17 protein-coding genes are annotated in these 21,021 nt (G+C 72.3%); 12 read left to right on the top strand and 5 right to left on the bottom strand.

The window, feature by feature from the left end; all coding sequences use genetic code 11:
- Positions 1 to 141 precede the first annotated feature (141 nt).
- Positions 142 to 996: a hypothetical protein gene (locus ACZ7LV_RS25480; RefSeq protein WP_471942486.1), complete on the top strand. Its 855-nt coding sequence runs from the start codon at positions 142 to 144 to the stop codon at positions 994 to 996.
- A 580-nt stretch (positions 997 to 1,576) separates the two neighbouring features.
- Here the strand turns inward: ACZ7LV_RS25480 and disA are convergent.
- Entirely contained in the window at positions 1,577 to 2,701 is a 1,125-nt protein-coding gene (gene disA / locus ACZ7LV_RS25475; RefSeq protein ID WP_365450907.1) for a DNA integrity scanning diadenylate cyclase DisA, read from the bottom strand.
- Positions 2,702 to 2,781: 80 nt separating this feature from the next.
- On the bottom strand, positions 2,782 to 4,191 hold the full coding sequence (radA, locus tag ACZ7LV_RS25470) for a DNA repair protein RadA (protein WP_471942484.1): 1,410 nt from the start codon (positions 4,189 to 4,191) through the stop codon (positions 2,782 to 2,784).
- A gap of 240 nt (positions 4,192 to 4,431) precedes the next feature.
- Between radA and ACZ7LV_RS25465 the strand changes: the two genes are divergently transcribed.
- Positions 4,432 to 6,174, top strand: coding sequence for a BACON domain-containing protein (locus ACZ7LV_RS25465; RefSeq protein ID WP_471942482.1), 1,743 nt, complete (start codon positions 4,432 to 4,434; stop codon positions 6,172 to 6,174).
- Between the two features lie 28 nt (positions 6,175 to 6,202).
- Here the strand turns inward: ACZ7LV_RS25465 and ACZ7LV_RS25460 are convergent, their stop codons facing one another.
- On the bottom strand, positions 6,203 to 7,117 hold the full coding sequence (locus tag ACZ7LV_RS25460) for a DUF3109 family protein (protein WP_471942480.1): 915 nt from the start codon (positions 7,115 to 7,117) through the stop codon (positions 6,203 to 6,205).
- An 83-nt stretch (positions 7,118 to 7,200) separates the two neighbouring features.
- Between ACZ7LV_RS25460 and ACZ7LV_RS25455 the strand changes: the two genes are divergently transcribed.
- The 4 genes from ACZ7LV_RS25455 (at position 7,201) to ilvD (ending at position 12,142) form a co-directional block, all read left to right on the top strand.
- Positions 7,201 to 8,157 (top strand): Ppx/GppA family phosphatase, encoded by a 957-nt coding sequence (locus ACZ7LV_RS25455; RefSeq protein ID WP_471942478.1) that lies wholly within the window; start codon positions 7,201 to 7,203, stop codon positions 8,155 to 8,157.
- A 588-nt stretch (positions 8,158 to 8,745) separates the two neighbouring features.
- On the top strand, positions 8,746 to 9,570 hold the full coding sequence (locus ACZ7LV_RS25450) for a sugar phosphate isomerase/epimerase family protein (protein ID WP_471942476.1): 825 nt from the start codon (positions 8,746 to 8,748) through the stop codon (positions 9,568 to 9,570).
- A complete protein-coding gene (locus ACZ7LV_RS25445) occupies positions 9,567 to 10,172 on the top strand; it encodes a TetR/AcrR family transcriptional regulator (protein WP_401683237.1) in 606 nt (201 codons plus the stop codon). Before ACZ7LV_RS25450 ends, ACZ7LV_RS25445 begins: the two co-directional genes overlap by 4 nt.
- A 116-nt stretch (positions 10,173 to 10,288) precedes the next feature.
- Positions 10,289 to 12,142, top strand: coding sequence for a dihydroxy-acid dehydratase (gene ilvD / locus ACZ7LV_RS25440; protein ID WP_471942474.1), 1,854 nt, complete (start codon positions 10,289 to 10,291; stop codon positions 12,140 to 12,142).
- Between the two features lie 138 nt (positions 12,143 to 12,280).
- Here ilvD and ACZ7LV_RS25435 read toward each other — a convergent pair whose 3' ends face one another.
- Entirely contained in the window at positions 12,281 to 14,428 is a 2,148-nt protein-coding gene (locus ACZ7LV_RS25435; protein WP_471942472.1) for a serine/threonine-protein kinase, read from the bottom strand.
- Positions 14,429 to 14,576: 148 nt separating this feature from the next.
- Between ACZ7LV_RS25435 and ACZ7LV_RS25430 the strand changes: the two genes are divergently transcribed.
- The 6 genes from ACZ7LV_RS25430 (at position 14,577) to proC (ending at position 19,293) form a co-directional block, all read left to right on the top strand.
- A complete protein-coding gene (locus tag ACZ7LV_RS25430) occupies positions 14,577 to 14,963 on the top strand; it encodes an SH3 domain-containing protein (RefSeq protein WP_471942470.1) in 387 nt (128 codons plus the stop codon).
- A 68-nt stretch (positions 14,964 to 15,031) separates the two neighbouring features.
- Positions 15,032 to 15,532 (top strand): EamA/RhaT family transporter, encoded by a 501-nt coding sequence (locus tag ACZ7LV_RS25425; protein WP_471942469.1) that lies wholly within the window; start codon positions 15,032 to 15,034, stop codon positions 15,530 to 15,532.
- 60 nt (positions 15,533 to 15,592) lie between these two features.
- Positions 15,593 to 16,369, top strand: coding sequence for a class I SAM-dependent methyltransferase (locus ACZ7LV_RS25420; RefSeq protein WP_471942467.1), 777 nt, complete (start codon positions 15,593 to 15,595; stop codon positions 16,367 to 16,369).
- Between the two features lie 408 nt (positions 16,370 to 16,777).
- On the top strand, positions 16,778 to 17,596 hold the full coding sequence (locus tag ACZ7LV_RS25415; protein WP_471942465.1) for an ABC transporter ATP-binding protein: 819 nt from the start codon (positions 16,778 to 16,780) through the stop codon (positions 17,594 to 17,596).
- Positions 17,593 to 18,375: an ABC transporter permease gene (locus ACZ7LV_RS25410; protein WP_471942463.1), complete on the top strand. Its 783-nt coding sequence runs from the start codon at positions 17,593 to 17,595 to the stop codon at positions 18,373 to 18,375. The genes ACZ7LV_RS25415 and ACZ7LV_RS25410 overlap by 4 nt, the downstream gene beginning before the upstream one ends.
- A gap of 108 nt (positions 18,376 to 18,483) precedes the next feature.
- A complete protein-coding gene (gene proC, locus ACZ7LV_RS25405) occupies positions 18,484 to 19,293 on the top strand; it encodes a pyrroline-5-carboxylate reductase (RefSeq protein ID WP_401683260.1) in 810 nt (269 codons plus the stop codon).
- Between the two features lie 81 nt (positions 19,294 to 19,374).
- Here proC and trpS read toward each other — a convergent pair whose 3' ends face one another.
- On the bottom strand, positions 19,375 to 20,445 hold the full coding sequence (trpS, locus tag ACZ7LV_RS25400; RefSeq protein ID WP_471942460.1) for a tryptophan--tRNA ligase: 1,071 nt from the start codon (positions 20,443 to 20,445) through the stop codon (positions 19,375 to 19,377).
- Between the last annotated feature and the right edge of the window lie 576 nt (positions 20,446 to 21,021).

Raw genomic sequence — 21,021 nt, 5'->3', positions numbered from 1 at the left:
CGCCCGGACGCCTCCGCGTGCCCCGCGCGGCCAACTGTCGTACGGATGCGCGGCGTTTCCGGGATGATGATCCGTAAAAGTTGTGGCTCCAGGCGGCGGGTGGGGCCAGTGACGGCACCGATCTCTCGTACAGTTTGCGCCGTGGGATCACTGCGCAATCCGGTCGGGCCGCTTCCCTCCTCCATCTACTGGCGACGGAGGGTGATCATGCTGTCCGTGCTCGCCCTGTTGGCCCTGCTGGTCACCTGGGTCGTGACCTCCGGTGGCGGCGGGGGGCGCGACAACGGCGCAGGGGGCTCCGACGGCAAGAATCCCGCGCCCTCCATCACTCCGGGACCCTCCGGTTCCGGCCCCGCGATCAGCGAAGCGCCGGGCGGGCGCGACGAGTCGGACGACGAGGGCTCCGGCGGGAGCGACGCCGGGGACGGCTCGGACGACGGTACGGGCGGCGCCGGCGACGGTTCGGACGAGGGTTCGGGCGGTGGCGCGGGCGCCGGAGGCTCGCAGGGCTCGGACACCGGCGGTTCGGGTGCGGGTTCCTCCGGCGGTGGCGTCGGTACGGGCGACGCGCTGCCGGCCGGGTCCTCGCTGCCCGACTGCGCCCCGGGCAAGGTGACGTTGACCCTGCGCAGCGTGCGCAACGCGTACTCGCCCGACGAGACGCCGGCGTTCCGGCTGACCGCGAAGAACACCTCCGGCGGTGACTGCAAGGTCGATCTCGGGCCCAAGGGCACCGTGCTGACGGTCACTCAGGCCGGTGGGGACGACGACGCCTACTGGTCGTCGGCCGACTGCCCCAAGGGCTCCGGGAACCTGCTGTACCGGGTGCCGGCGGGGCAGAGCATCACCTACACCGTGGAGTGGGACCGCAAGCCGAGCGCTTCCTCGTGCGGGACGCCTCCGGCGGGGGTGGCCGGGCCGGGGACGTATCTGCTGGAGGGCAAGGCGGCGGGGTACGGGACGTTGCGGGCCTCGTTCGTGCTGGACGCGGACTGAGCGGTGCGGCATCGCTGGCGGGCGGCGGTGGGGCGGGATGGTTGCGGGGTGCTTTCGGGTGCGGGTTTGTCGTGGCCGGTCGCGCAGTTCCCCGCGCCCCTTCTCGGGGTGGGCGTTCGCGGCGTTGAGTGGTGCGGGTTGGTCGCGGGGTGCTTTCGGGTGCGGGTTCGTCGTGGCCGGTCGCGCAGTTCCCCGCGCCCCTTCCCGGGGTGGTCGTTCGCGGCGTTGACTGGTGCGGGTTGGTCGCGGGGTGCTTTCGGGTGCGGGTTTGTCGTGGCCGGTCGCGCAGTTCCCCGCGCTCCTTCTCGGCGTGTGCGTTCGCGGCGTTGACTGGTGCGGGTTGGTCGCGGGGGGCTTTCGGGTGCGGGTTTGTCGTGGCCGGTCGCGCAGTTCCCCGCGCTCCTTCTCGGCGTGTGCGTTCGCGGCGTTGACTGGTGCGGGTTGGTCGCGGGGGGCTTTCGGGTGCGGGTTTGTCGTGGCCGGTCGCGCGGTTTCCCGCGCGCCTTCTCGGGGTGGGCGTTCGCGGCGTTTACTGGTGCGCGGGTCTCCGCGCTCCTTCTCGGAATAGTGCGTCGGGGGGTCAGACGTACCGTTCCAGGATGGACGATTCCGCCAGGCGGGACAGGCCCTCGCGGACGCTGCGGGCTCGGGCCTCGCCCACGCCGTCCACCGTCTGGAGGTCGTCGACGCTCGCGGCGAGCAGCTTCTGGAGGCCGCCGAAGTGCTCCACGAGCCGGTCGATGATGGCGCCCGGCAGCCGCGGCACCTTGGCCAGCAGCCGGAAGCCGCGCGGCGAGACCGCGGAGTCGAGGGCCTCGGGGGAGCCGGTGTATCCCAGGGCCCGCGCCACCGTCGGCAGTTCGAGCAGCTCGGCGTGGCTGAGCGCGTCCAGCTCGGCCAGTGCCTCGTCGACCGTGCGCGAGCGCTTGGCCGTGGGCTCGGGGACGTAGTCCCGTACGACCAGCTCCCGCTCGGGTTCCACGCCCGCGATCAACTCGTCCAGCTGGAGCGCGAGCAGTCGCCCGTCGGTGCCCAGCTCCACGACGTACTCGGCGATCTCGGTCGCGATGCGGCGCACCATCTCCAGGCGCTGCGCGACGGCCGAGACGTCCCGGACCGTCACCAGGTCCTCGATCTCCAGCGCGGACAGCGTGCCCGCGACCTCGTCCAGGCGGAGCTTGTAGCGCTCCAGGGTGGCGAGTGCCTGGTTGGCGCGGGAGAGGATCGCCGCCGAGTCCTCCAGGACGCGCCGCTGCCCGTCGACGTAGAGGGCGATCAGGCGCATGGACTGGGAGACCGAGACCACCGGGAAGCCGACCTGCTTGCTGACGCGGTCCGCCGTGCGGTGGCGGGTGCCGGTCTCCTCGGTCGGGATCGTGGGGTCGGGGAGCAGCTGCACGCCCGCCCGGAGGATCTTCGACAGGTCGGAGGAGAGCACGATGCCGCCGTCCAGCTTGCACAACTCGCGCAGCCGGGTCGCCGTGAACTCGACATCCAGGACGAATCCGCCCGTACACATGGACTCGACGGTCTTGTCGGAGCCGAGCACGATGAGGCCGCCGGTGTTGCCGCGCAGGACGCGCTCCAGGCCGTCGCGCAAGGGTGTGCCGGGGGCGACGGCGCTCAGCGAGGCGCGCATCAGGCCATCGGAACCGGCACTCCCGCCGTACTTTCCGGGAGCTGCTGCCCGGTCGTTGGCTGCCACTGCACTCCTCCGGTCGCAGGATCTGGGGCGCTCCCGGATCCGCACGCGGTTCGTACGGACGGGCGAGACCAGGGCAAAGTCTACCGGCGGTCCTCCGCGTCCTGGGGGGCCTCTCGACGACGGGAGCGGGGCAGCACCCTCAGGGCGTCCCCTATGTCCGCGACTTCCAGCACCTTCATACCGGTCGGAACCTTCCCGGGGTCGCCCGGTACGAGGGCGTGCGTGAAGCCCAGCCGGTGCGCCTCGGCGAGCCTGCGCTGCACGCCGGTGACCCGTCTGACCTCGCCCGCGAGACCGACCTCACCGATCGCGACGAGGTTCTTCGGCAGCGGGGTGTCGCTGGCGGCGGAGGCCAGCGCGAGTGCGACGGCGAGGTCGGCGGCCGGCTCGGAGAGCTTCACCCCGCCGACCGTCGCGGAGTAGATGTCCCGCTTGCCGAGGGCGCTGATCCGACCGCGCTGTTCCAGCACCGCCAGCATCATCGAGACGCGGGACGTCTCCAGACCGGAGGTCGTGCGGCGCGGGGAGGGGATCTGGGAGTCGACCGTGAGCGCCTGGACCTCGGCCACCAAGGGGCGGCGGCCTTCCAGGGTGACGGTCAGACAGGTGCCCGGGACCGGTTCGGCACGACGTGTCAGGAAAAGTCCGCTCGGGTCCGCAAGGCCCGTGATGCCCTCGTCGTGCAGTTCGAAGCAGCCGACCTCGTCCGTGGTGCCGTAGCGGTTCTTGACGCCCCGGACGAGCCGCAGGCGCGCGTGCCGGTCGCCCTCGAAGTGCAGCACGACGTCCACGAGGTGTTCCAGCAGACGGGGCCCCGCGATCGCGCCGTCCTTGGTGACATGGCCCACCAGGAGCGTGGCCATGCCGCGCTCCTTGGAGGCCCGGATCAGGGCGCCGGCCACCTCTCGGACCTGCGCCATCCCGCCGGGCGCACCGTCGATCTCGGGAGAGGCCACCGTCTGCACCGAGTCCATGATCAGGAGCGACGGCTTCACCGCGTCCAAGTGCCCCAGCACGGCGGACAGATCGGTCTCGGCGGCCAGATAGAGGTGGTCGTCGATGGCCTTGATGCGGTCGGCGCGCAGCCGGACCTGGCTCGCCGACTCCTCGCCGGTCACATACAGGGTGCGGTGCTCGTCGCTCGCCGCCTTGGCGGCCACGTCCAGCAGCAGCGTCGACTTGCCGACGCCGGGCTCGCCGGCGACCAGCACCACCGCGCCGGGCACCAGGCCGCCGCCCAGCACCCGGTCCAGCTCGGGCACGCCGGTGGAACGCGCGGTCGCCTGCCGGCCGTCGACCTGGCCGATGGGCAGCGCGGACGTCGTGACCCGCCCCGGCGTCGTGGTCCGCACCGCGGGCGCGCCGTACTCCTCGATCGTGCCCCAGGCCTGGCACTCGGGGCAGCGGCCGAGCCATTTGGCCGTCTGCCAGCCGCATTCGGTGCAGCGGTAGGACGGACGGTCCTTGGTGGACTTCGTACGGGCAGCCATGGACGAAACCGTAGCCGCCGGTACTGACAACCGGGGCCCGGGCCTCGCGAAGCGGTGCGTCGCGGGCCCCCTCCGCACGCCCGGCCGCGCGCCGGTGCGCACCCCTCGCCGGGGGGCCCGTCACGAACGAGCAACGGAATACGGGGTTCCTGTCCCCTTATGAGGGATCGTTTCACCCGTACGGATTAAATGTGCTCAAGGGGGCGGAAGCGGCCACTCGTGGCCGCCTACGGTCGCCGGGTGATGAGCAGCAGCCCGGACACCACGACCCGCACCACCGGCGCACATCGTGCGCGCCGTGAGGCGCGTGACCGCGCTGCGGCGCGCACCCTGGTGCAGCGTCCGCCCGCGCGCTATGAGCCTTATGTGGACGGCCTGTTCACGTACTGCCTGTCCGTGCTGTGCGACCACGAAGCCGCCACCGCCGCCCTGGGAGAGGTCCTCGCGCTCGCCGAGCGCCGGGGCCAGCGTGCCCCGGATTCCGCCGGTGACCGCAGGGCCTGGCTCTACGCCCTGGCCCGCTGGGCCTGCCTGCGAAAGCTGGCCGAGGCCAAGCAGAAACGTCAGGCCACCCACGCGGCGGGCCGCCATGGCCCCGACCGGGGGCGCGGCCCGCAGCCCGGCCCGCCCCCCGTCGCCGAGCCCGTCCAGGACCAACGCAGACGCGAACTCGCCCTGCTCGCCTGGCCGGAGGCCGCCGGCACCACGCCCGAGCAGCGCGAGGCACTCGAACTGGCCGTGCGCCACCAGCTGTCCGCCCACGAGGTCGCCGCCGTTCTCGGCATGGACCTCGCCGCCGCGCGTGACCTGCTCTCCGCGGCCGCCTGCGAGGTCGAGCGCACCCGCGCGGCCCTCGCCGTCGTGGAGACCGGCGCCTGCCCGAGCGTCGCCCGGCTCACCGGCGACCACCAACTGGTGCTCAGCAGCGCCCTGCGCCGCGAACTGGTCCGGCACGTCGACGACTGCCCCCACTGCCGCCGCACCGCCGAGCGCGCCCTCCCGGGCAACTGGCCCGGCGGCGGCCCCGCCCCCACCCAGCTGCCCGTCCTGGAGGCGCCCCGCGCGGCCCTGCACATGGCCATGGCGCACCACCCCCGCGCGCGGGCCGCCGCGCCCCGCTTCGACCGGCGCGGCTTTCCCATGGACCCCAAGGACCGCGCCGCCCGGCGGGACCGCCTGCGCGCGCGTGCCGTCACGACGACGGTCGTCGCCACCGTGGTGGCCGCGCCGGTGCTCGCGCTGTGGTCCGCCTACCGGGGCGCGCCGCTCACCGAGGGCGCGGGCGGCCGCGGGACCAGCGCCAGCCGGGACGACGGCCACGGCACGTTCGACGGCGAGAGCGCGGACGGCGGCTACGAGAACGCCGGCAACGCCAGCACCCGCCCGGGCGGTCGCTTCTCCCAGGGCGACAAGCCCGACGTGTCGGTGGAGGTCATCAGCGTCGCCGGGGCCGGTCAGAAGGGCGCGGGCCGGCTCGCCGTGACGGCGGACAACAGCGGCGACACCACCTTGATCACCCTCACCGCCTCCGGCGCAGGGCCCGTGCGCTGGTCCGCGACCACGGCCGCCCCCTGGCTCTACATGAGCCGCTCCGCCGGCACGCTCCGCCCCGGCGAGACGTCCACGATCAAGGTGTACGTCGACCCGCTGCGCGAGCCATCCGGGTTCTGGAGCGCGCGGGTCGCGGTCTCACCGGCCGGCGCCATCGTCTCCATCCAGGGGTACGGCAACGTGCCCACCCCCTCCGACCCGAACCCCGACCCGGACCCGGTGCCCAGCACCCCGGGCGGTTCCGGCGAGCCCACGCCGCCCGACCCGGACCCGACGCCCACGACCTCCGCGCCGACCGATCCCCCACCGACCGATCCGACCACGCCGCCGCCCGATCCCGAGCCGACACCGACCGCGTCCAACCCCTCGGTGCCGGGCAGCCCGTCGCCGCCGCCCAGCGACAGCGGCGACCCGAGCCCCAGCACCTCCTAGGCCTGTTGCGACAGTGGCGTCTGCCGGGTCAGCGCGCGGGATCCGCCGGATGCGGCGCCAGCAGCGGCAACTGCGAGGCCAGCCGCTGTTCGCAGAGCTCGGCCAGCCGGTCGTAGCCCGCCTTGCCCATCAGCTCGGTCAGCTCCGGCCGGTAGGAGACGTACACCGGCTCGCCCGCGCCGTGCGCCGAGGTCGCCGACGTGCACCACCAGTGCAGGTCGTGGCCGCCCGGGCCCCAGCCGCGGCGGTCGTACTCACCGATCGAGATCTGCAGCACCCGGGTGTCGTCGGGCCGGTCGATCCAGTCGTACGTCCGCCGGACCGGCAACTGCCAGCACACGTCGGGCTTGGTCTCCAGCGGCTCGCGGCCCTCCCGCACGGCGAGGATGTGCAGCGAGCAGCCGGCGCCGGCCGCGAAACCGGGGCGGTTCTGGAAGATGCAGGAGCCCTGGTAAGGCCGGGTCTGACGGGAGCCCTCGTCGTCCTCGGAGACCCAGCCGTTCCGGGTGCCCTCGGCGTGGTTCTGCCAGACCTCCGGCGTGAGCCTCGCCACATGCTCGGCGACCCGCTGCTCGTCCTCCTCGTCGGAGAAGTGGGCGCCCAGCGTGCAGCACCCGTCGTCCGCGCGGCCCGCCTGGATGCCCTGGCAGCCGCTGCCGAAGATGCAGTTCCAGCGAGAGGTGAGCCATGTCAGATCGCAGCGGAACACCTGCTCGTCGTCCGCCGGATCCGGGAACTCCACCCACGCGCGCGGGAAGTCGAGACCCTTCTCGTCGTCTGCGGGGACGGCCGGGGTCCGCTGTGACGTCTTCGGTGCTTTCGCCTGCGAAGAATCCTGGGAAGAACCCTTGGCCGATTCGGCCTTCTTGTTCGCCTTGTCGGTCCTGTCGACCTTGTCGGTCTTGCCAGTCTTGTCGTTCTTCGCCTTTTTCGTCTTTGGCACCCGTCCAGGGTAAGTCGACCGGGACCCTTCCCGGGACCGCCTCGGGGGCGGCGCGCGGCGCGACGGGCAGTAGCGTTCCGTACATGAGACTCGGTGTCCTCGACGTGGGAAGCAACACGGTGCATCTGCTGGTGGTGGATGCGCACCCGGGCGCGCGCCCGCTGCCCGCGCACTCGCACAAGGCGGAACTGCGCCTCGCCCAACTCCTCGACGACGCCGGTGCCATCGATGCCGGGGGCGTCGACAAGCTGATCGCGGTGGTCCACGACGCGCTCCAGGCCGCCGAGGACAAGGGCGTCGAGGAGCTCCTGCCGTTCGCCACCTCCGCCGTGCGCGAGGCCACCAACGCCGACGACGTCCTCGCCCGCGTCCAGGAGGAGACCGGCGTCGCCCTTCAGGTGCTCACCGGCGCCGAGGAGGCCCGGCTGACCTTCCTGGCCGCCCGCCGCTGGTTCGGCTGGTCCGCGGGCAAGCTGCTGGTCCTGGACATCGGCGGCGGCTCCCTGGAGATCGCCTACGGCATCGACGAGGAGCCCGACGCGGCCGTCTCGCTGCCGCTCGGCGCGGGCCGGCTCACCTCCGGCTGGCTGCCCGGCGACCCGCCCGCCACCGACGACATAAGGGCACTGCGCCGTCACGTCCGCGCCGAGATCGCCCGCACGGTGGGCGAGTTCACCCGCATAGGCGCGCCCGACCACGTGGTGGCCACGTCCAAGACCTTCAAGCAGCTCGCCCGCATCGGCGGCGCCGCCCGCTCCGCGGAGGGTCTCTACGTCCAGCGCGAGCTCAAGCGGCAGACGCTGGAGACCTGGGTGCCCCGTCTGTCCGCCATGACCGCGCAGGAGTGCGCCGAACTCCCCGGCGTCTCGGAGGCCCGCGCCGGCCAGCTCCTCGCGGGCGCGCTGGTGGCGGAGGGTGCGATGGACCTGTTCGGCGTGGAGACGCTGGAGATCTGCCCCTGGGCACTGCGCGAGGGCGTCATCCTGCGCCGACTGGACCACATGGGGTCCGATTCGACGGCGGGCGGGGCGTTGCCGTAGCGGGCGGTGCCCTGCGGGGGTGTCGAGAGGGCGCTCCAGTGGATGGCGCCGTGCGGCGGCGCGGCCCGGTGCCGCGGGGCGGTCTCGGGCGGACGTTCTCGCCGGCCGGCGTCGCGGGGTGGCGGTGAGTGGGCCGGTGTCGCGGGGCGGTCTCGGGCGGACGTTCTCGCCGGCCGGCGTCGCGGGGTGGCGGTGAGTGGGCTGGTGTCGCGGGGCGGTGGCGAGAAGGTCGGTGTCGCGGGGTGGCGGTGAGTGGGCTGGTGTCGCGGGGCGGTGGCGAGAAGGTCGGTGTCGCGGGGCGGTGGCGAGAGGGTCGGTGTCGCGGGGTGGCGGTGAGTGGGCCGGTGTCGCGGGGCGGTGGCGAGCGGGGCCGGTGTCGCGGGTGGCGGTGAGACGGCCGTCTCGCGGGGCGATGTCGTGGCTGTGAGCGGGGCGGCGTCATGGACCACGTCATGAGGGCCGCCCGCGCGCGGGGCCGCGCAAGGGCGGAGGGGGCGCTGTCGGGAGGACGGCGAAATCCCGACGGTGGACCGTTGCCGTGGCTCGGCCCGAACGCCGCTCCTCAGGACGCGCCGTTACCCTGTCTCCGTGGCAGAACCAGTCGTACGCATCCCGGATGCGAAGGTCGCCCTGTCGACGGCCTCCGTCTATCCGGAGTCGACGGCGACGGCCTTCGAGATCGCCGCGCGCCTCGGGTACGACGGCGTCGAGGTCATGGTGTGGAACGAGCCCGTCAGCCAGGACATCGAGGCCCTGCGCAGACTCAGCGACTTCCACCAGATCCCGATCCTCGCCGTCCACGCCCCCTGCCTGCTCATCACCCAGCGGGTGTGGTCGACCGACCCGTGGGTCAAGCTCCAGAGAGCCCGCACGGCGGCGGAGAAGCTCGGCGCGACCACCGTGGTCGTGCACCCGCCGTTCCGCTGGCAGCGCCAGTACGCGCGTGACTTCGTCGCCGGGATCTGGCGGATGGCGAACGAGACGGATGTGCGGTTCGCCGTCGAGAACATGTACCCGTGGCGTTACCGCGACCGCGAGATGCTCGCGTACGCCCCCGACTGGGACGTCACCAAGGACGACTACCGGCACTTCACGATCGATCTCAGCCACACCGCGACCGCCCGCTCCGACGCGATGCACATGATCGACCGCATGGGCGACCGCCTGGGCCATGTCCACCTCGCCGACGGCGCCGGCTCCAACAAGGACGAGCACCTGGTCCCCGGCCGCGGCACCCAGCCCTGCGCCGAACTGCTGGAGCGCCTCGCCCTGAGCGGCTTCGACGGTCATGTCGTCATCGAGGTCAACACCCGCCGTGCCATGTCGAGCGCCGAGCGCGAGGCCGACCTCGCCGAGGCGCTGGCCTTCACCCGGCTCCACCTGGCCTCGGCGGTGCAGGTGCCCCGCCGGTGACCGGCGCGACCTCCCGCAGACGCGGCAGACCCCCTCGTACGGAGTCCGGCGACACCCGTGACCGGATCCTGGCCGTCGCCCGCGAGGAGTTCTCGGAGCGGGGCTACGAGAAGACCTCCGTGCGCGGCATCGCCAAGGCGGCGGGCGTGGACTCGGCGCTGGTGCACCACTATTTCGGCACGAAGGAGCAGGTCTTCCAGGAGGCGCTGGAGGCGGTCTTCGCGCCCGCCCTGAAGGCGCCGGACGTGATCTTCGAAGGGCCGGCCGAGCAGGTCGGCGAGCGCTTCGCCCGCTTCCTGTTCGGGATCTGGGAGAACCCGGTCACCCGGACCCCGCTGCTGGCCGTCGTGCGGTCCGCCGTGACCAACGAGGTGGCGGCCGCGGTCTTCCGGCGCCTGGTCGCCGCGCAGCTGCTGCGCAAGGTCGCCTCCCAGCTCGGCCTGCCGGACGCGGAGCTGAGGGCGGAGCTCGCGGCCGCGCAGATGGTCGGCGTCGCGATCATGCGATACGTGATCAAGCTGGAGCCGCTGGCCTCCGCCGACCTCGAAGTGATCATCGGACGCGTCGCACCGGTCGTGCAGGGGCATCTGACCGGTCCCTGACGGGCGGGAACGAATCACCCTGAGACGGACATCCCGCATTTCGGACACCTGGTCCATCCCTTGGAGCACCGGCGTACGCTCGTAGACGTCAGATTTCTCCGAAGGAGCGAGCGACAATGCCCGAGCTGAGGTCCCGCACAGTCACCCACGGCCGCAACATGGCGGGCGCCCGCGCCCTTATGCGCGCCTCCGGTGTACCCGGCGCGGACATCGGCCGGAAGCCCATCATCGCGGTCGCCAACAGCTTCACGGAGTTCGTGCCGGGCCACACCCACCTCCAGCCGGTGGGCCGGATCGTCAGCGAGGCCATCGTCGAGGCCGGCGGCATCCCGCGCGAGTTCAACACGATCGCCGTCGACGACGGCATCGCGATGGGCCACGGCGGCATGCTGTACAGCCTGCCCTCGCGCGACCTGATCGCGGACAGCGTCGAGTACATGGTCGAGGCGCACTGCGCCGACGCCCTGGTCTGCATCTCCAACTGCGACAAGATCACCCCGGGCATGCTGAACGCGGCGCTCCGCCTCAACATCCCCACGGTCTTCGTCTCGGGCGGCCCCATGGAGTCCGGCCGCGCCACGCTGGTCGACGGCACGGTCCGTACCCTCGACCTGGTCGACGCGATCTCCGACGCCGTGAACGACAAGATCTCGGACGAGGACATCCTCCGCATCGAGGAGAACGCCTGTCCGACGTGTGGCTCGTGCTCCGGCATGTTCACCGCCAACTCGATGAACTGCCTGACCGAGGCCATCGGCCTCTCCCTGCCCGGCAACGGCTCGGTCCTCGCCACCCACACCGCGCGCAAGCAGCTCTACGTCGACGCCGCGCACACGGTCATGGACCTGACCCGGCGCTACTACGAGCAGGACGACGAGACGGTCCTGCCCCGCTCCGTCGCCACCCTCGCCGCCTTCGAGAACGCCATGGCGCTGGACATCGCGATGGGCGGCTCCACCAACACGATCCTGCACCTGCTGGCCGCCGCCCAGGAGGCCGAGGTCCCCTTCGGCCTCGAGCAGATCGACGCCGTCTCCCGCCGGGTGCCGTGCCTGGCGAAGGTCGCGCCCAACGTCGCAAAGGACCGCACGTACTACATGGAGGACGTGCACCGCGCCGGCGGCATCCCCGCCCTGCTCGGCGAGCTGCACCGCGCGGGCCTCCTCAACGAGGACGTGCACTCCGTCCACAGCCCCTCGCTCGCCGACTGGCTGAAGACCTGGGACGTGCGCGGCGGCTCCCCCTCCCAGAAGGCGGTGGAACTGTGGCACGCGGCTCCGGGCTGCGTCCGCTCCTCCGAGGCCTTCTCCCAGTCCGAGCGCTGGGAGGCCCTCGACGAGGACGCCGAGGGCGGCTGCATCCGCTCCGCCGAGCACGCGTACAGCAAGGACGGCGGCCTGGCGGTCCTCAAGGGGAACCTCGCCGTCGACGGCTGCGTGGTGAAGACGGCCGGCGTCGACGAGTCGATCTGGACCTTCGAGGGCCCGGCGGTCGTCTGCGAGTCGCAGGAGGAGGCCGTCGAGAAGATCCTCAACAAGCAGGTGACGGACGGTGACGTCGTCGTCATCCGGTACGAGGGTCCCAAGGGCGGCCCCGGCATGCAGGAGATGCTCTACCCGACGTCCTTCCTGAAGGGCCGCGGCCTCGGCAAGACCTGCGCACTCATCACGGACGGCCGCTTCTCCGGCGGCACGTCGGGCCTCTCCATCGGCCACGCGTCCCCCGAGGCGGCCTCCGGCGGCACCATCGCCCTCGTCGAGAACGGCGACCGCATCCGCATCGACATCCCGAACCGCTCGATCGAGCTGCTCGTCGACGAGGCGGAACTGGCACGCCGTACCGAGGCGTTGAACGGTGCGTACGCTCCGAAGAACCGTGAGCGCAAGGTGTCCGCCGCCCTGCGTGCGTACGCCGCGATGGCGACCAGCGCGGACAAGGGCGCGGTGCGGGACGTCAGCAAGCTGGGCTGAGAGCCGGTTCGGTGAGGGGGCCGCCTGCGACGGTGCGGCCCCCTTCACATGCGGGCCCCTTCACATTCCGGCCCTGATCACCGCCTCGACACCGTGCGGGCCACGTCCACCCCCGGCGACACACCGCGCAGCGCCACCTCACCACCGCGCCGCGTCACTCCCGTCGACCGCGAACAGCTCTCCGTCCGGCGCCCCCGCGAACACCTTCCCGTCCGCCGCCACCGGCAACGGCAGCCCCGACACGACGGCCCCCCGCGCCGCCCCCGGCCGCGCCTTCGTCTGCCCCAGCAGCGCGCCCCGCGCCGCGTCGACGGCCACCAGCCGTCCGTCCCCGGCGCTGAAATACAGCCGTTCCCCGGCCACGACCGGCGCCGACGGGAAGCTGACCGACGTCTCCAGACGCCAGCGCTGCCGCGACGTGCCGGTGTCCACAGCCGTCAGCGCGCCGTCGGCCCCCAGCAGGTACACGCTCTCCTGCGCGACCGCCGCCTGCGCGCCCGCCACCGGGAAACGCAGGGTGACCCGGCGCTGGGTGTCCCGGGCGGCGTCGTACCGGACCACGGCGTCCGTGTCGGCGTACGCGGCCGAGGTCGACGTGAACCACAGCACGCCCTCCCGCGCGCCCACCAGACTCAGCGCCCCCGCCAGCCGCCGCTGCCATCGCACATCGCCGCTCTCCGGGTCGACTGCGGTGACCCGCGTCCCGGCCCCGTCCGCGTCCACGGCGTAGGCGACCCGCCCTCCGTACGACTGGAACACCGGCTGGGCGAGCCCGGCGAGCTGATGCCGCCACTTCCGCTCCCCGGTGGCCGCGTCCAGCGCGGTGACCGTCGAGTCGGGGCCGGTGAGGAGGACGACGCCTGCGACGTGCGCGACGCGGCCGTCGTAGCGGGTGATGTCCTCGCTCCACACGGTCGCGCCGGTCAGCGGGTCGAGCGCGGCGAGACGCCGGCCTCCCTCCTCGACGACGTGCAGCAGGCCGCCCGCGAGGACGGGCGGCTGCACGGTCCCCTCGCCACGGCCGCCCGGGCCCGGCCGGGCCCACTTCACGTCCCCGTCGAGGGGATCGACGGCGGCGGCCAGCACCCCGGGGCGCGTGCAGTACAGCGCGCTGCCCCCGTAGGCGCACTGCGGCATTCCGCTCGCCTCGGTGCCCCGCGCCGTCAGCTCCCTGTCCCAGGCCCGGAACCGCTGGGTCTGCTCCCGCCCATGGGAGGCCTCGGTCTCGCCGGTCCCCGTCAGCGCGACGGCCCCGGCACCGAGCGCGAGCACGGCGATCCCGGCGGCGACGCCCACCGCCCAGCGCCGTGTCGGCCTCGATGGCTTCTTCGGCTCTTTCGGTGCTGCCTCCGGGACGGTGGGCCCACCGCGCCGATGGGTGGGCACCTCCTCGACGGCGGACTCGAACGACCGCTCGCCCGTGCGCTGTTCCGGTATGAACGCCTGGGTGTCGTACGACGCCGACAGCGAGCGCAGCTCCGCCATCAGCTCGTCCGGCGTGGGCCGGTCCTCCGGTTCCTTGGCGAGACAACGGGCGACCAGCGGGGCGAGTTCCCGCGGTACGCCTGTCAAGTCCGCCTCTTCGTGGACGACCTGATACGCCACCAGGTACGGGCTGTCGGAGTCGAACGGCCCGCTGCCCGTGGCCGCGTGCACGATGACCGACCCGAGCGCGAACACATCGGCGGCCGGCCCGACGTCCCGTGGCCTGCGGAACTGCTCCGGCGCCATGAACGGCGGCGTGCCGATCAGCTTCCCGGTCTCGGTGCGCAGTTCGCTGTCCGAGGGCCGCGAGATGCCGAAGTCGATGACTTTCGGCCCGTCCTCGGCGAGCAGCACATTGCTGGGCTTGAGATCGCGGTGCACCACTCCGGCCCGGTGGATGTCCCGCAGCGCCTCGGCCAGCCCCGCCATCAACTGCCGTAGCCGGGCCAGGGGCAGCGCGCCGTTCCGCTTCACGTACTCGGAGAGGGTCGGCGCAGGGATGTACAACGTCGCCATCCACGGCCGCCCGGCGTCCGGGTCGGCGTCGACGACGGGTGCGGTGAACGCCCCGCTGACCCGCCGGGCCGCCCCGACCTCCTGCCGGAACCGTCCCCTGAACTCGGGGTCCTGCGCGAACTCCGCGTGCACGACCTTCACGGCCAGCCGCAATCCCGAGGCCGACCGGGCGAGATGGACCACGCCCATGCCGCCGGACCCGAGCTGCGCCTCCAGCCGGTACTGACCGGCGTACTGCGGAGATTCCGCTTCCGCATCCGTACCGGTGCTGCGCCCTGGCGGCATCTCTCACCCCCGGATGTCCGTCCGCACGCGCGACGCGCTGAGCCTAGTCGATCCTGCGTGCGAAACTCCTGTGGCTTGCTAGCCTCGGTGCGCCACGCGATTTTGGCGTGAACCGTTCACAAGCATCCACATAACGGGGGAGGCCGACATGGCCACGGAGAACATCGAGATCGCGGGTGCGGGCGAGCAGGAAACGGCACCGACGGCACTCGCCGAGCCCGAGACGCCGGCTGACACGGAGACGCTGACCGCGACCGCGACCGCGACCGCGACTGCCACGGCCCGGGTCCGCGCCTACCCGGTCGCCCCCGGCGTCCGGCTCAACGTCCGCAGCGGCCCCGGCACCGACTACCGCATCGTCCGCGTCCTGCCCGAGGGCACCACCGTCCCCATCTACTGCCAGCGCCCCGGCGACAGCGTCACGGGCCCCTACGGCACCTCCAACCTCTGGGACTGCATCGCCAACTCCCAGTACGTCTCCGACGCCTACGTGAAGACCGGCAGCGACGGCTACGTCGCACCGCGCTGCGCCTGACCCCGGCCCGGTGACTTCGGCGAAGGGCCGCCCCGGGCCCTTCGTCCGCCGGACGCCATAATCGAGCCGTGAGCGACGACCAGAACGGCACCCCGGACCGGCCCAAGGACAGCGGGCCCCGCCCCGAACCCCTCCGCTTCTTCGGCACGAGCTGGGTCGGCCACGACGACGGCTACACCCTCCGTCGCATCGGAGTGTCCGCCGGCTCCCTCGCCGCGGCGGCCGTGGCCTGCCTGGTGCTCCGCTTCGCCTACGAGGGCATTCAGCTCGCCGACACCGGCAGCTTCGTCCCGCTCCTGGTCGTCGTCATGTTCGCGGTCTGCAGCTCGCTCGCCTTCCGGCACACCTGGGAGGGCTTCACCAAGCGCCACGACCCGGACCGCCAGTCCTCGCTGCGCGGCCTGCTGGCCATCGGTTTCATCGGCTCCCTCCTCGCCTATTTCCTCCGCTCCCTCACCGAGGCCCCCGGCGAGAAGCTCCATCGCCAGGAGTACGAGACAGCCCTCCAGCACCACTCCCAGCGCACGTCCCGCCGCACCGGCAACCCGGCGAAGAAGCGCCGCCGCTGACCCCGTCGTCGCTCCCAAAGCCCCTGTTCCGCCCGCCCCACCCCACGAGACCATGACTCCATGGCCACCTCGACGACGCCGCCCCCACCCCCCTCCCGCGCCCACTCCTTCAACGCCGTCGCGGCCCAGTACGCCGCGAACCGCCCCGCCTACCCGCCCGCGCTCTTCGACGCGATCGAGGAGCTGGCAGGGCGCCCGCTCCGCGGGGCGCGCGTGGTGGACGTCGGCGCCGGCACGGGCATCGCGACCGCCCTGCTGCGGGACCGGGGCGCGGACGTGGTGGCGGTCGAACCGGGGGACGGCATGTCCGCCCACTTCCGCCGCACCCGCCCCGGCCTCCCGATCGCCCGCGGCGACGGCAACGCCCTCCCTCTCGCCGACAACTGCGCGGACTTCGTCACCTACGCCCAGGCCTGGCACTGGACCGACCCCCGGCTCGCGATCCCGGAGGCCTTCCGCGTACTGCGGCCCGGCGGCGCCCTGGCGCTGTGGTGGAACCGTGAGGCCCCCGGCGTCCCCTGGGTCGCCGCCCAGGCCGAGCGGATCAAGGCGCACTACGGCGACCCGATCGCCGTCCAGCCCGGCACCACCGGCTCCGCCACGGCGCCCCGCGTCCCGACCCCTCGCTACTCCCGCCGAGTCGTCCGCTGGAGCCGCCGCGTCCCGCTCGACACCCACCTCGCCAACCTCGGCAGCCACTCGATCCTCCTGGTGGGCGGTACCGAACGCAGCGAGGCCTTCCTGACCGAGGAGCGCCGCCACCTCCTCGAGGTCTTCCCCGACGGCCACGTCGAAGAGGTCTACGACGTAGAACTCCAGGTAACCACCCCCACCTGACCCCCACGCCGACCGTTCCAGCGCCCTTCGGGGCGCTGCGCGCAGCCCCCCAACGCCGGCCGGTCCAGCGCCCTTAGGGGCGCGGGGAACTGCGCGCCCAGCCCCCCACGCCGGTCGGTCCAGCGCCCTTAGGGGCGCGGGGAACTGCGCGACCAGCCCCCCACGCCGGTCGGTCCAGCGCCCTTAGGGGCGCGGGGAACTGCGCGACCAGCCCCCACGCACCCGCACCCGCCCCCGCACCCGCACCCGCGCCCCCACGCACCGAACCGCCCCCGCCCGCGCGCGCTACCCCCACACGCAACCCCCCCACCCCAACCGGCAGTTGCCCCGCGCCCCGCGCCCTCCCCCTCACCACCACCCAAGCGCACCCACTTGACGCCGCCCACCCCCACGAGCATTATTCATCGCATGATGAATTACGTCGCCGAGCCCCCCGACGCAGGCGCACACCCCACACCGGAGACGACGCCCACCCCCGCCATCCGCGCCGAGGACCTCACCGTCACCCGCGGCCCCCGCAAGGTCCTGCGCGGCCTGAACTTCACCGTCCCGCGCGGCCAGATCACCGGCCTCCTCGGCCCCTCCGGCTGTGGCAAGTCGACCCTCATGCGCGCCATCGTCGGCACCCAGGCCAAGGTCACCGGCACCCTCGACGTCCTCGGCCACCCCGCCGGCCACCGCACCCTGCGCACCCGCATCGGCTACGTCACCCAGGCCCCCTCGGTCTACGACGACCTCACCGTCCGCCAGAACCTCGACTACTTCGCGGCGATACTCGACCCCGGCCGCTCCAGCGCCGACCGCGGCCAGGACGTCGACCGCGTTCTCTCCGACGTCGACCTCACCAGCCACGCCGGCGCCCTCGCGGGCAACCTCTCCGGCGGCCAGCGCAGCCGCGTCTCCCTCGCCGTCGCCCTGCTCGGCACCCCCGAGGTCCTGGTCCTCGACGAACCCACCGTCGGCCTCGACCCCGTCCTCCGCCGCGACCTGTGGAACCTCTTCCACGCCATCGCCGCCGACCGCGGCGCAACCCTCCTCATCTCCTCCCACGTCATGGACGAGGCCGAGCGCTGCCACCGCCTCCTCCTCATGCGCGCGGGCGAGATCCTCGCCGACGACACCCCGGACGCCCTGCGTGCCCGTACCGGCGCCGAGACCGTCGAAGACGCGTTCCTGCGCCTCGTGGACCAGGCGAGCACCGCGGCCGACAAGGAGACGACCCGATGACCACGACCACCGCAACCACGCCCAGCGCGCCCACCGGCGCCCTGAACGCCTCGCGCACCGCCGCGACCGCCGCCCGGGTCCTGCGCCAGCTCCGGCACGACCCGCGCACCATCGCGCTGATGATCCTCATCCCGTGCCTGATGTTGATCCTGCTGCGCTACGTCTTCGACGGCAGCCCGCGCACCTTCGACAACATCGGCGCATCCCTGCTGGGCATCTTCCCGCTGATCACGATGTTCCTGGTCACCTCCATCGCCACCCTGCGCGAGCGCACCTCCGGCACCCTCGAACGCCTCCTCGCCATGCCGCTGGGCAAGGGCGACGTCATCGCCGGCTACGCCCTCGCCTTCGGCACCCTCGCGATCATCCAGTCCGCGCTCGCCACCGGTCTCGCCGTATGGTTCCTCGGACTCGACGTCACCGGCTCCCCCTGGCTGCTTCTGCTGGTGGCCCTGCTCGACGCGCTCCTCGGCACAGCCCTCGGCCTGTTCGTCTCGGCCTTCGCGGCCTCCGAATTCCAGGCGGTGCAGTTCATGCCGGCAGTCATCTTCCCCCAGCTCCTGCTCTGCGGTCTGTTCACCCCGCGCGACAAGATGCACCCCGTCCTGGAAGCCATCTCCGACGTCCTCCCCATGTCCTATGCCGTCGACGGCATGAACGAAGTCCTCAAGCACACCGACATGACGGCCAACTTCGTCCGCGACGCCCTGATCGTGGCGGGCTGCGCCGTGCTGGTCCTCACCCTCGGCGCGGCGACCCTGCGCCGCCGGACCACCTGATCCACCGGGCGAGTCCGCCACGTCCCGCCCACCGGACAAACGAGCCCGCCCCCCGCACCCGGTGCGAGGATGAATCCGGACGACGCAACCTCCGGAGGGCCCCGCACCATGACCCAGAAAGTCGCAGTCCTCGGCACCGGCAAGATCGGCGAGGCCCTGCTCAGCGGAATGATCCGCGGCGGCTGGACCCCCGCCGATCTCCTGGTCACCGCCCGCCGCCCGGAGCGGGCCGAGGAACTCCGCGCCCGCCACGGAGTCACCCCGGTCACCAACGCGGAAGCCGCGAAGACCGCCGACACCCTGATCCTCACGGTCAAACCCCAGGACATGGGCACCCTCCTCGACGAACTCGCCCCGCACGTCCCCGCCGACCGCCTGGTCATCAGCGGCATGGCGGGCATCACGACCGCCTCCCTCGAAGCACGCCTCGCCACCGGCACCCCGGTCGTGCGCGTCATGACGAACACGCCCGCCCTCGTCGACGAGGCCATGTCCGTCATCTCCGCCGGCAGCCACGCGACGGAAGCCCACCTCGCGCACGCCGAGGAGATCTTCGGCGCCGTCGGCAAGACGCTCCGTGTCCCCGAGACCCAGCAGGACGCCTGCACCGCCCTCTCCGGCTCCGGCCCGGCGTACTTCTTCTACCTGGTCGAAGCCATGACGGACGCCGGCATCCTGCTCGGCTTGCCCCGCGACAAGGCCCACGACCTGATCGTCCAGTCCGCGATCGGCGCGGCCACCATGCTCCGCGACAGCGGCGAGCACCCGGTCAAGCTCCGCGAGAACGTCACGTCACCCGCCGGCACCACCATCAACGCCATCCGCGAACTCGAGAACCACGGCGTACGAGCCGCCCTCATCGCCGCCCTCGAGGCCGCCCGCGACCGCAGCCGCGAACTAGCCGCGGGCAACAGCTGACCTCGCTCGCCGGGCGGGGCACCTCCCTCGTGTGCCCCACCCGAGCGAACCGTCGCCGTCGCCCACGGCCGCGCCGGGCGCCTACCGGACCGCGTTCAGCACAGCCCCCGCACCGGAACCGCCGGTACCCGTGCCACCCGTCTCCTCCACAGAGGAAGAAGCCGGCAGCAACCCGATCGCCCGATAAGCGGCATCCACGGTCGGCCGCGCCATCGCCCGCGCCCTCTCCGCACCATCCCGCAGCACCCCCTCCACATAGCCGGGATCGGCACACAGCTCCTTGTGCCTCCGCTGTACGGGCCTCAGAAGCTCCACCACGGCCTCCGCCGTGTCCTTCTTCAAGGCGCCGTACGACTCATATACACCGCTCAGGTCCGATGGGTTCCCGTTCGTGGACGCCGCCAGAATCTCCAGCAGATTCGCGAGCCCCGGCCGCCCCTCCCGGTCGTACACGACGTCCCGCCCGCTGTCCGTCACCGCCCGCATGATCTTCTTGCGCATCACGTCCGGCTCGTCGAGCAGATAGACGATCCCCGGCCCGGTGTCGTCGCTCTTGCCCATCTTCGACGCCGGCTCCTGCAGATTCATCACCCGCGCGGCCACCGCCGGATGCGTGGCCCGCGGCACCACGAACGTATGGCCGTACCGCTGGTTGAACCGCACCGCCAGATCCCGCGTCAGCTCCACATGCTGCGTCTGGTCGTCCCCCACCGGCACCTCGTCGGTCCCGTACGCCAGGATGTCCGCCGCCATCAGCACGGGATACGTGAGCAGCGACAGCCGCACGCTCCCGCCCCGGACCTGCGCCCGCGCGGCCTTCTCCTTGTACTGGATCATCCGCCGCATCTCACCGTCGGTCGCCACGCACTCCAGCAGGTACGACAGCCGGGTGTGTTCGTCGACATGACTCTGCACGAAGACGGTGCACCGCTCCGGATCCAGTCCCGCCGCCAGCAGCAACGTCGCCGCCTGCCGCGTCAGTCTGCGCACCCGGGCCGGATCGTGCTCCACGGTCAGCGCATGCAGATCGACGATGCAGAACAGGGCGTCCGCCTGATGCTGGTCCACCTCTGCCCACCGCCGCATGGCTCCGAGGTAGTTGCCCAGCGTCAGATGCCCGGTCGGCTTGACCCCGCTGAAGACCCGCGTCATCTCTCCACCTCCTGGTCGAGACCGCCGCACCCGGTCGGCCGACCCCCCGGAGGGAGAAACAGGAACGGCCGCCGAAGCGGCGGCCGTTGAGTGCATACGTGCGTACGGCCGCCGTCAGGCGGCCCACCAGTACTGGGTGCACGTATGCGTAGTCACGTCCTCAGACTACGCCTCCGGGGTGCGCCGGGGGACCCGAGTTGACACGCCCGTGGCCGGTACGTAGTGTTCTCCGAGTTGTCCGACGTGAGCGCCGACTCCGGTCGGTCCCCGGACAGCGATTCCGCGAGTAGCAACCACTCCCGACGAGCAGTCGATACGTCGCTCTGCTGTCGTGTCGTCGGTATGCATATTTACGGAATGAGGAATCCGCGTTCGAAAGGACGCAGCCCCGATTAGGCGGGGAGCACGGAATCCGCTAAAGTCTCACTCGTCGGAACGGCCGAAGGGCCGGGAAGGCAAACCCCGCTGACTGGGGATCAGGTCGAGAAAAGATCTGATAGAGTCGGAAACGCAAGACCGAAGGGAAGCGCCCGGAGGAAAGCCGCGAGAGAGATTCTCGGGTGAGTACAAAGGAAG

The sequence above is a fragment of the Streptomyces sp. NPDC107562 genome (assembly GCF_055657325.1).
This window is presented reverse-complemented; position numbering and strand designations above follow the sequence as displayed.